Raw genomic sequence first — 12,602 nt, forward strand, 5'->3', positions numbered from 1 at the left:
AGCCAAGTATCACGACGACAGCTACAGTGAGTTCAGGAGTTGGTACTTATCCGATCACCTTGACGGGAGGTTTTGATCCGAATTATGATATCAGCTTAGAAGATGGTGTATTGGAAGTAACGAAAGCAAGCTTGACCATCACTGTAGATGATAAGGATAAAGTATATGGTTCTGAGAATCCATCTTTAACTTTCACATATGTTGGATTGGTGAATGGTGATACCAAAGTGGTAACTGAGCCAAGTATCACGACGACAGCTACAGTGAGTTCGGGAGTGGGTACTTATCCGATTATTTTAACTGGTGGCTCAGATGCTAACTATGATATTACCTTGGTGAGTGGAATAATCACTGTCCAGAAAAGAGTCTTAGTGATTCAGGTGGATAACCTTGAGAAATACGTGGGTGAAGAAGATCCTACCCTTACTTTTGCTATCATATCGGATTCTTTACTTGAAGGTGATGTGATTTTGGGAAACTTAGCAAGGGAAACGGGTGAAGCTATTGGTGTTTACTTTATAAATATAGGATCATTATCCGCTGGTGATAATTACGAACTGAGGATTGAAGGTCAACCTAATTTTAGAATCAATGCATTTGAGGAGCCTAAGACACTTTCAATATTCGAAGTGATACCAATTTACTTGGAGACTGAATGGGGTAATGAGAATGTAGTTTTAGATTTTCCTTTGAATGTGATGGTTAAACTTTCAGATAATAGTTTAATCAACCTTAAAGTCAAATGGGATCTAACGAATCTGGACGAATATATTTTCAAAAGAGGGCAATATAAAATTTTAGGAACAATTGAACTTGAGGAGGGGATTATAAATACTGAAGGAGTGCTAGCTCAATTATTTCTAGAGGTATTACCGAAGGATCCTCCAGTTCAAATCCGACTCAATCCAAATGAATTTAAAGTAGGTAATGAATCTTATGAGAAAATTCAAATGATTGGAGAGTTTACTGTCATTGATCCAATTGATGATGTCCATATAATTAGTTTGAATCGAGCGGAGTTGGATAATAAATATTTCCAAATACAAGGAGGGGCCTTGTATTGGAATTCAGAGGATCCTATACCAGGAAAAACATCCTTTCAAATAAGTGTAAATGTGCTGGATAGAGATGGGAATGAAATAAATGAGATGATCTCGATCAATAGAATATTTGCCGGATTGGATGAGATAGAAGTCAAAAATACATTTACGCCAAATGGAGATGGAATAAATGACGATTGGGGTGTAATCGAACTAAGATATTATGAAAAAGTGAAAATACTAGTTTTTGAGAAAAGCGGTAAAGAAGTATTTGAGACAGAAGATCCTAATGTATTCTGGGATGGAACCTACAAAGGCAAGTCATTAGCTATCGGAACATACTTTTGGATCATTGAAATAGGAGAAACTGGAGAAGTAAGGAAGGGAATGTTGAATCTATTAAGAAAGTAGGAACGTTAAATAAGGAGAAAGACGAAAGGAGGGATTGATAAATATTTACTTCTCCTTTTTACTTTCTCTTTTAAACTTTTTCCTAAAGTGACACAAAGAAACCTAAGAACCTTGAAAATCATCAGGAGGATATTAATCTTTAAGTCTTAAAAGAAACAATTTCGTAATATTCAAGGATCGATTAATTAAGAGTTAAGTAGTTATCCTCTATCCCCAATTATTCAAATCAAAAATTTTCACGCCTGGGGATCTTACAAAGCAGTCAGTGGCTTATAAAATGATGACTTTTTGATCTTGCTTTTTATTTACAAAAAAATACGATAAGTGGATTAATAAGTGTTGGATTCAGAATCTCGAACACACTCTATTGCCTGTAAATTCGGTTTTTATCAATTTCATGTTATTAAAATTTGGTTTGCTATAAGTATAGCTATCAAAACTAAAAACTAATTAATATTTAACTATTTCTTTATGAAATCTATTATTGGTAGAGGTATTCATGATTTTTGGATGGGGATTATCTTGTTCTTAGGAATGATCATTTCAATAAACTTCCCTACAAATGCAGGAGACAGCTCTTTGACTTATTCTGAATTAATTCCAGACTTATATCATTCGGGTACGGGGAATACCTCGGATCCCTATGTGATTACTAATTGGAATCATCTTCATAATGTACGTCAGAACCTCAGCGCCCATTTTATACTGGCTGCTAATCTTGATCAAGATACAGAAGGATATACAGGAATTGGCGATAGTTGGACGCCGATAGGGGATAATAATTCTCAATTTACAGGTTCATTTGATGGAGGTAACCGTACGATCTCTAACTTAACCATCAATTCAGACCATGGACAACAAGGACTTTTTGGTGTTGTATCAGATGGAAGCATTAAAAACCTTACGCTTAGTAATGTTTCAATGCAAACATCTTCTGATAGGATAGGCACCTTAGTGGGTAGCGTTGAAGTTGCAAATGATAAGTCTGTAGCGATTGAAAATATCACACTCAATGATTCAAACATTACTTCAAGAAGTGGCGAGTATATCGGTGGATTGATTGGGTATATAAGAAATTCAAATGATGAGACAGCTCAAGTAAGCCTTAAAAGAATTGAAATCAATGATTTAACCATAAACGCAAACGATTGGTATGTGGGTGGTTTAGTAGGTCGAATAAGAGCTAGTAGTGGTACTGATTTAGATATATCAGTTGAAAATGTCATGATAAAAAATCTTGATATTGAAGTACTTGGCACTCAGGAATATGTCGGTGGTATTGCTGGTCGAGCGGCAAACATTGGTAGTGGAGAAATTATACTACGACAACTGGCTGTGCGAAATGGCAATATTAAAGCAGTTGATAGTAGACGTGTTGGAGGTTTAATCGGAAGAATGCAAAGAGACACTTTACTGGATGAAAGAAATCTTTTTATCGGTAGTGTTGAGGGTGGTTACGAAGTTGGTGGTTTGGTTGGACGGCTTTCTAGTAATTCTGTTTTGAACTTTGGCTATGTACATGCAGATGTGATTGGGCATACTACAGGCGAAGATGGTAGAGTTGGTATAATCACTGGCTATACCTCAGACAATGATCAGATAATTACAGAGATATATGCCGTAGGAACTGCTAAACATGCTACAGAAGATGCTACTGTGGCTCCAATGATTGGAGTAATAGGACACTCAAATAGTGCAGCAGATATTTTTGAAGATATTTACTACCATGTAACTGATGATAGTGGTTTGCCATTTTTGGGTGGAGATGGAACTCCAACAGTAGAAAATGTAACGGAGTTGACCCAAGCTCAAATGCAAGGTGCACAAGCTAGAGAAAATATGGTGGGTGTGGCCGATGACACGAGATGGGATTTTGTCAATAACTGGCTTGCTAATCAAGGAGCTTATCCAATTTTTAAATGGGAATCGGAAGTGTTTGATATTCCTTTTGAAGAGGTGATTCTTTTTGCAGGTGGTGATGGTACCTCAGGAAATCCATACCAGATTGAAGACTGGACACAGCTTCAAAATATCAATTTGGTTGCAAATCAAGGACATCATTTTATTCTGAATAATGATTTGAATGAACAAAGTAAAGATTACAATATTCAGGTAAAAGATGGTGAGGTGCTTGCCAATGGCGGTAAGGGTTGGAGACCAATTGGGAAATACGTAGATGACACGGATATGTCAGTAGCGCTTAACCTCGCTTTTAGTGGAACTTTAGATGGAAACGAAAAGACCATTTCAGGCTTAAGGTTCAATCATGGTGAGGGGCAGAATATTGGGCTTTTTGCTGCCATTCATGAGGCAACAGTCAAGAATCTCACCATAAATGATGCGGAACTACAGACTCAAAGCCAGGGTTGGAATGTTGCCATTTTGGCTGCTAATGTTGGGGATTTCGAGCTAGACAATGTTTCGGTCACTGGTACAGTTTCTGTGAACGCTAGCCAAAACACATTAAGATATGTAGGGGGTGTTTTTGCACGAGGACGTGTATCTGGAACAGAAGAAAAACCTCAGGTAATCAAAGATTCTGATTTTAACATAGTTTTTGATATTGTAGTCACAGATGATGCTCTTCCTAGCTTAAGTGACTTTGGAGCTATTTCAGCTCGTGCTTCTGTTAATTTTTGGAATATAAGTAATACCTCAATTTCGGGAGCTATCACTGCCAAAACAGAGGAAGGCGCTAGTTTTAGAGGAGATAGGTTAGAAGCTGTTGGATTAATGGTAGGGACAGCGGGTAATGACTGGACTTTAACGAATGTAACCGTTGATGGCAATATTTCAGTAAGTAATTTTGGGATACTTAATGAAGTTGCCTTATTCTCAGGAAAGGCAGGTAGGCGATTGCAATTGAATGATGTAACAGTAAATGGATATATTCATCTTCATGACATTGGGTCTCTCAATGAGATTTCTATACTTGCAGGAGACCCTGCAAATGAATGGCAGATAGATAACTTAAAGATTGATGGAGAAATAAAAGCTGAGGCCAGTGGTGGGCTACAAAGAGTTGCCCTCGTAGCTGGAAACCCTAGTTTAAAATGGGAAATCGAAAATTCTTCTGTTAAAGGAAATATCGAATTGCAAACTAGCGCTACATCCACTAATGCGATACGGGATATATCTTTTATAGCTGGTGATCCAAGTAGTCAATGGAAAATCTCTAATACCCTTATAGAGGGTGATATAAAACTGATAGCTACACAGAGTGGGATGACAGCTATAGGTTTGGTAGCTGGTAATTCTACCAGTAGATGGGAAATCGATGGTTTGACGGTAAAAGGGAATCTTGACCTTGAAGCTAAAGAAAACATTTTCAGAACATCACTTTTTGCAGGTAACCCTTCTGGTGATTGGATAATTAGGAAGTCCAGTCTAGAGGGAAATGCAAAAATGAAATCAACTGATGGGGAAGTTTATTTCGTAGGATTATTGGCAAGTCATCCACTTTCTAATTGGGAAATCGAAAATTTGAATATTCGTGGTGATCTTGATATTTCTGCGCATGGTGATGTTTATGATGTTGGACTGCTAGCAGGTAATGCAACAGGTGATTGGAATGTGAAAGAGTTATCCACTAAAGGAAATATTTTAATTCAAAATGGAGGCGATGTTTATAGCATAGGGGGACTTATTGGTTTTAGGAATTCGGCTCAAAGAGACATGCCATCTACTTTTGAAAAAGTGTATACAAGTGGAAATTTGAAGGTAAATTCAGGAGGACATGTAAGGAGTATAGGGGGGCTCTTCGGCTTAATAGAGCAAGAGGATAGAATTAATGATTTACATCCTACGACTCTCAGAAATGCCTATTCCACCATGGATGTCAAAATAGAGGCTTCACAATCAGTTGACGGAACAGGTGGTCTTATTGGCCGTATTTCTGAACCGGAATTTGTGATGTTTGGAACACAAAAACTCACTCTTCTTAATACCTATTATGCAGGCGAAATGATTTTGCCTGATGGAGCTACAGGTAGCGGTGGTGTTGTGGGGATAGTTGCTCAGAATGTCACAGCTGAAATCAATCAGAGTTTCTGGGATGCTGAAAAATCCTTAGGTGATCCAGGTGATAGTAATTATGATGCATTGGGTAAGACTACCGCGGAAATGAAGTCCTTGGCTACCTTTACTTCAGAGCTGGATCCGGATGGTTGGGATTTCGAAAATGTATGGGCAATCAACCACACTGATTGGATTTCCTATCCTTATCTCAAGGTGCTTGATTATGACAGTCCAGGAGAGACGCCAGAGAATAATCCAATTCCGGGGCTTCAGGTACTTTTTGCAGGTGGTAATGGTACTATTGATTCTCCATATCAAATTGAAAACTGGACTCAACTTAACGAGGTCAGGAAATTTCTTGATGTTAATTTCATATTAATTAATGATCTAACATCATCACTAGACGATTATGCTCAATTTGCATCCGAAACAGCAAATGAAAATAAGGGATGGGACCCAATAGGTAATGTTTCAAATCAATTTTCTGGGACATTTGATGGGGATGACTATATGATCAGTGATTTGATTATTAAAAGAGCTGATGAAAATAATATTGGGCTATTTGGTGTTACGGCAAATGACAATGCTACAACAAATATCAAAAATGTCAATCTGGTTGACATAAATATTAAAGGCTTCGAAAATGTAGGAGGTTTAATTGGATTAGGTGGAAATACATACATTGGGAATGTTAGTATATCAGGAAGAATTAATGGGGAATCTCGTGTTGGTGCCCTGATAGGAATGTCTCAAGAAAGTGAGATTACAGGTTCTCATGCCTCTAGTGATATCAAAGGGCTTTTTAACGTTGGTGGACTAGTTGGCGAATCTATCAATTCTTCGATTACTAAAAGTTTTTATACAGGTGGAGAAGTAGAAGCTACCGCTTTTGGTAATGCAGGTGGAATAGTAGGTACGATGAAAGGGGGTGTTTTAGGTCAAAGTTATTCAACAGCTGCTTCTGTCAAATCACGAAGTTTTGTTGGAGGACTAGTAGGTAGTATGCAGTCCACTGAGGAATCCATAGCTTTGTTAGAAAATTCTTATGTAATGCATACAATTCTCCTTGGAGGTATTGGATCTGGAGGAATTGTAGGTATGGTCACTGAAAACATTTCCAAAACCATTAGAAATTCTTATGCAGTTGTTACTTATGAAAATATTGATGAAGGTGGTCTTTTAGGTGGAATAGTGTTTTCAACACAAGAGCCAAGTATTTATGAAAATAATTTTTGGAATCTATCTGTATCAGGTATATCAATACCTATTGGTGAAAATAGCCAACAAGCATCCGAAGTAGGCAAGTTTGTAGGTAAAACCACAGCGGAAATGAAGTCCTTGGCTACCTTTACTTCAGAGTTGGATATGGATGGTTGGGATTTCGAAAATGTGTGGGCAATCAATCCTACGGGATGGATCTCTTATCCTTATCTCAAGACGCTTGATTATGACAGTCCAGGAGAGACGCCAGAGAATAATCCAATACCTGGGCTTGAGCAAAGGCTAGAAAACACCATTGATTTTGACCAGCTTCTAGATGTAGTTTATGGTATAGTTCCATTTGACCCGGGCGCCACTGCTACTTCAGGAGATCAGGTTACTTATACCAGTTCCAACACAGATGTTGCTGACATTGAAAACAATTTGATTGTCATCAAAGGTGTGGGAGAGACGACCATCACTGCTACACTTGTCAATAGTTTTGGGTACTCTGACGCCATACCTGTCTCTCAAGAGTTGAAAGTGCTGCCCAAATCAATAAGTGTAGAGGGAATAGTGGTGGAAAACAAGTTTTATGATGGTACAGCGATCGCAAGTATTTTAGGAACTGCAAACTTAGAGGGTGTGGTAGGTCAAGATGATGTTACACTTAGCGGTGAACCTCTATTCGCTTTTGAACAGGCAAATGCAGGAGAAAACATCAATGTCCTTGTGACAGGCTGGACGCTGACTGGCAAATCAGCGATCAATTATACCCTTAAATTGCCTTCACTTACTGGCACAATTGATAAAGCATCCCTGACGATCACAGCCGATGACAAGCAGAAAACCTATGGAGAGGAAAACCCTGCATTGTCCTTCAGTTATACAGGCTTAGTGAACGGAGATACACAAGTAAGCAGTGAGCCAATTATTTCCACTACGGCAATAGCTGCGTCGAATGTAGGAACTTATCCGATCACGCTAAGCGGCGGATCAGACGATAACTATGAGATCGAACTGAAAGCAGGTACGCTGACAATAGGCAAAAAATCCCTGACGATCACAGCTGATGACAAGCAGAAGACTTACGGAGAAGAAAACCCTGCACTGACCTTCAGCTACAGTGGCTTGGTTAATGGCGACACAAAAGTGGCTACTGAGCCAAGCATTGCAACTTCTGAGACGGTGAGTTCAGGAGTAGGAATTTATCCGATCACGCTGACAGGCGGATCAGATGATAATTATGATATCGAGCTAAAATCCGGAACACTGATGGTAGGCAAAGCCAAAGTGATCATTACCGCTGACAACAAGCAGAAGACTTATGGTGAGGCCAATCCTGCCTTGACCTTCAGCTATGCAGGTCTTGTGAATGGTGATACAGAGTTAAGTACGGAGCCAAGCATTCGCACCACGGCTACAGCAAGTTCAGGAGTAGGCACCTATCCAATCACCTTGACAGGAGGCTCAGATGCGAACTATGACATTACGCTAGTAGCTGGTGAATTGATATTGAAACAGGCGACTTTGACAATTACAGCATCTGATCAATCCAAAGTCTATGACCTAGAAGATCCAGAGTTCACCTATACAGTGACTGGCCTGATAGGAACAGACCAATTGAGTGGTTCACTCTCAAGGGAACAAGGAGAAGATGTGGGTAAGTATGCCATCATCTTGGGAACATTGACTGGAGGCAATAATTATCAAATTGCATATACAGCAGCTGAATTGGAAATCATTCCAACAAGCATCAGTGAAATCTTTGAAATAGGAATTTTACAGATGAATTGGGGTGCTACTCCTAATCTTCCAATCACCATAGTACTAATGGCTACCAATGGAAGACCATACTTCCTTGATGTGACTTGGAATCAATCCACACTGAATAGATTCAGAAGAGGCACTTATGATTTGGTAGGAGAAGTGACAGAGACTGCTTGGATCAAAAATCCTGAATCTTTAAAGTCAGTTATTAAAGTTACCGTCCTTCCAAAACCAGCTCCGCAAGATGTTTTATTATCTAATAATACATTCGAAGGTATCAAAACAAGCCAGGAATTGGCTATAGGATCATTGACCGTAGTTGATCCTGTGGATAACATGCACTGGCTTGGCCTTCTTGATGGTTTGGAGGATAATAGATACTTCAAAGTGATCAACGATGTGCTCTACTGGAGCAGTGAAGATCCTGCGGCCGGTAGAACCACATTCAAGGTTGTCGTGAGGGTAACTGACAGGGACTTCAATACGCTGGATAAGGTCTTTGAAATCACAAGAAACAGAGAGCGTGTATCAGAGATTGAGATCTACAATACCTTCACACCAGATGGAGATGGTATCAATGATAACTGGGGTGTACCAGAGATTCGCTACTATACAGGAGCAAGAGTTCAGGTATTTGAGCGCAGTGGCAAGCGGATCTTCTACACAGAAGATCCAGATCAGAGATGGGATGGAACCTTCGAAGGCAAGGAGATGCCTGTGGGCAGCTATTACTGGACACTCGAAGTGAGAGAGACAGGAGAAGTGAGAAAAGGAATCTTGAATCTGTTAAGAAAATAGGCAAAAGGAACTAGGCAAAAGGAAAAAGGACGAGTTTGTAAATAAACGACTCGTCACTCCTTTATCCTTTAACCTTTGACCTCAAAATATAAAGTCATGAAAAAAACAATCATCTTAATCATAGGAATAGCCCTTGTAACGACAACGGATATTCTCGCTCAATCAAGAAAATACATTTCTCAATTCAGTCACTTACAGGGCTATTATAATCCGGCCCTGACAGGCTATGAAGGTTCCATGGTTCGCGGCTTTGTCCGCAATCAGTGGGCAGGCTGGGAGGGAGCACCGAAGACATACTTTGCCTCAGCAGAACTAGACTTCGGCCAACTCTCTGGTCAGGGCTCAGGAGATATCCTAGGCAAGAACGCAGCAGGAATTTCTATCCTACATGATCAGTATGGAGCCTTTGCAGAGACGGAGTTTGTCGCCAGCTATGCCTCCAGGATCCAAATAGGAGAAAAAACAAATCTAAGATTAGGAGCTGGCTTAAACTACCGTTCTATCCGCCTAGATGGGAATAGTATGACGACAGAGCAAGCAGATGATCCGATAGTAGGACAATACTTTGGGAGTTTCTCTAATATGCAAGTGATAGACTTCAATTTGGGACTTGCCCTGACACACCCAAGCTACTATGTGTCCTATGCAGTACACCATGTAAATCAAGGAGCGATCAACTCAGGAGATGTATTCATGGAGAGAATGCCCAGAGTAGGCATCTTCCAAGCAGGTTACAGAAACAGGATCAATGATAATCTAGCTTTAGCAACCAACTTTATGTACAGAAGTCAGTCTGATTTACCGGACAACTTAGAACTCAATCTCAAAGTAGTCTTGAAAGAAAAGGTTTGGATTGGAGGAGGACATAGAATAGACTATGCGAACAACTTCCAGTTTGGATTGCTCTTCGACAAGATGCGCATTGGCTACATCTACGAGATGCCGATGTTGAGAAGCTACTTGCTACCGAATGTAACGCATGAATTCATGTTGACTTATGCCTTATTTGGAGATAGGAGAGGGATGATTTGGTAGGGAAAATGCCTGTTCGACGTGGCGGATTTTAATGTTAGGAGGACTGGAGTTAGATGGTCCTCCCGGTGTTTAATCAGTCATAAGTATCGTTGTTCTAAATCTTTAGGAGGGAATATAGGTTTTAAGAGGATCGTTTTTTAAAGCAAAATAAAATACTCAAAGGAATATTAAGGTCACGATGGATATTTGTTACATGTTATAAATCCCAAATTAATATTCTTTGGTTATATTTGGTTTTGATGATTTTTTGCTTTGAAAAAAAATAGAACGATTAAATGCTTGTTGCATTTTAATTGAAAAAAGTTTTTGGGATTAACTATTTTTTATTGGTAATTCAACGCAATCTATTGGATTCTTAACTTTAGCAGACTATGTTGCAATACTTTGTTTTTATTTAAGATATACTTATATCATTTCATTTCTTTAGGGATTAAGTTACCTAAAGATATTCTCCTTAACAATATTCAAGTAAATTACTTTCTTTGTTTATGCTTAAATTTAAATACTTTCTTTTGATTTTTCTTTCTCCATTAGTTTCCATTGGTCAATCCAATTCGGGTTCTTCAATAGAAGAAACTGATATATTGATTCAAAAAGGAATATCATTGCTTAACCAAGATTTAAATCAATCTGATAGTTTGTCTAATATTGCATATTATAATGCCATAGCACTTGAAAATGATTCCTTAATAGCAAAATCTCATTCATTCATGGCTTATGTGGCTTATTACAAGGGTGATTACAAAACTTCAATAGAATATTATAATAAGGCATTGGGTTCTGACTATTTCAAAAATAAGCTAGATAGAAGACAAGCACTTTTAAATAATCTTGGGGTAAATTACGAGTTTCAAAATAATTATGCTGAAGCCAAAGAAGCCTACCAAGGATCTCTTCGGATTGCCGAAGAATTGGGTGATAGTTTAAGTATTTATCAGTCATACATCAATATTGGGTTTTTAAACAGCATTCTATATAATTTCCGGGATGCCGAGAAGTACTTGCTTTCAGCTTTAGACTTTTTTCACAGGCAAAATAGCAAAACCTATGAAGCCTTATGCCTTCGAAATTTGGCCAATCTTTATAGCCTTGAAAAAAGAGAAGAGGAATCCATCAAATATTATATTCTCGCCATAAATAAAATTTTAGAATTCGGAAATGAATTTGATGCTTTGGAAACTCAGATTGATTTCAATTGGACTTTGTTAAATTTAGAGCGCTATACTCTTGTAAAAGTCAATCAAGATAAAATCCGATCCATTATCGACAAGGGAAAGGCATCTCCTCCCATCACTGCTAATTTCCATTTAATTGAAGGGTTTTATTTTCTAGATTCAGAGAAAGATCTCAAAAAAGCAGAAATAGCACTCAATAAAGCTTTTATACTTTTTAAAAATCAAGGAAATCTTCGTCAGTTGTCTCAGGTAATTGAGGGTCGCATGATTTTGTATGCACTTAGAGGAGATTTTACACAACATAGAGAACTTGTGTCAGAGTTTTTGGAACAGTTAAGAGTAACTTATTTAAATTCTAGTACCGATGAAATAAAGACCTTGGAGGATATCCATCAGCTTAATATCCAAGCTTTATTGATTGATCAATTGAATTCTAAAATAGCCTTTAATAGAACTTTAATTATTGTAGGGATTATTCTTTTAATACTAAGTTCCGGATTCATCTTTTTGATATCAAGAAAATATATGCGCTTAAATCAAAGAAACGAAAAGACAAATCTTAAAAATATTGAGCTTATAGAGTTAATCAAATTAATTAAAAGCTCACAGAAAAATGGAGATAGTGGCATTAAACTATTGGCAGAAGAAGTACAAGAAGAGTATTCCATGCAAGGTAGCATGGATGAAAATCTAGATCAAAAAATAAATGCATTTGAAAAAGAATATGATGAGCTACTTTTTGATAAAATTAATAAAATGTTTATTGAGGGGCAATTGTTTTTAAAGGCTGATTTGAAGGTTGCTGATTTGGCCGAGGAGCTGTTCGTTTCTGAAAAAGAAATATCACGTGCTATTTCTTCAATGACTGGAAAACGTTTCTCGTCATATATCAATGAGTTTAGGATACAGAAAGCAAAAGAATTACTCGCTAGCCAACATAAAATTTTAATTAAAGAAGTTGGATTCAAATCAGGCTTTTCCAGCCAACCCCAGTTTCAAAGAAAATTCAAAGAATTGTCCGGAATGACACCGGAACAGTTTAGACATGTATCAGAATATCAAAAAACCAATGGTAATTCCTGAATTATCAATGATTATACCTGTTCTATCAATCAACACATTTTTTCTGATAACTCGGATAGAGGTAGATTTGTCG

Annotated in this window: 4 protein-coding genes; all 4 read left to right on the plus strand. The window is 38.0% G+C overall.

All coding sequences use genetic code 11. The features are described from left to right. On the plus strand, positions 1-1,451 hold a 1,451-nt coding region (locus IEV57_RS17745; RefSeq protein WP_194383033.1), incomplete at its 5' end, for an MBG domain-containing protein. Positions 1,452-1,922: 471 nt separating this feature from the next. Further along, positions 1,923-9,236 (plus strand): MBG domain-containing protein, encoded by a 7,314-nt coding sequence (locus tag IEV57_RS17750; RefSeq protein WP_188444386.1) that lies wholly within the window; start codon positions 1,923-1,925, stop codon positions 9,234-9,236. Between the two features lie 96 nt (positions 9,237-9,332). Then, positions 9,333-10,271, plus strand: a complete 939-nt coding sequence (locus IEV57_RS17755) for a PorP/SprF family type IX secretion system membrane protein (protein ID WP_188444387.1) — start codon at positions 9,333-9,335, stop codon at positions 10,269-10,271. A 488-nt stretch (positions 10,272-10,759) separates the two neighbouring features. Further along, complete coding sequence (locus tag IEV57_RS17760; protein ID WP_188444388.1) at positions 10,760-12,529, plus strand: helix-turn-helix domain-containing protein; 1,770 nt, start codon at positions 10,760-10,762, stop codon at positions 12,527-12,529. Positions 12,530-12,602 lie beyond the last annotated feature (73 nt).

Source organism: Belliella aquatica, assembly GCF_014637795.1.
GTDB classification, from domain to species: domain Bacteria; phylum Bacteroidota; class Bacteroidia; order Cytophagales; family Cyclobacteriaceae; genus Belliella; species Belliella aquatica.

Bases quoted from the DNA above. Each gene is read 5' to 3' on its own strand.
- IEV57_RS17760 (WP_188444388.1), top strand. From the start codon at position 10,760: ATGCTTAAATTTAAATACTTTCTTTTGATTTTTCTTTCTCCATTAGTT.
- IEV57_RS17755 (WP_188444387.1), top strand. From the start codon at position 9,333: ATGAAAAAAACAATCATCTTAATCATAGGAATAGCCCTTGTAACGACA.
- IEV57_RS17750 (WP_188444386.1), top strand. From the start codon at position 1,923: ATGAAATCTATTATTGGTAGAGGTATTCATGATTTTTGGATGGGGATT.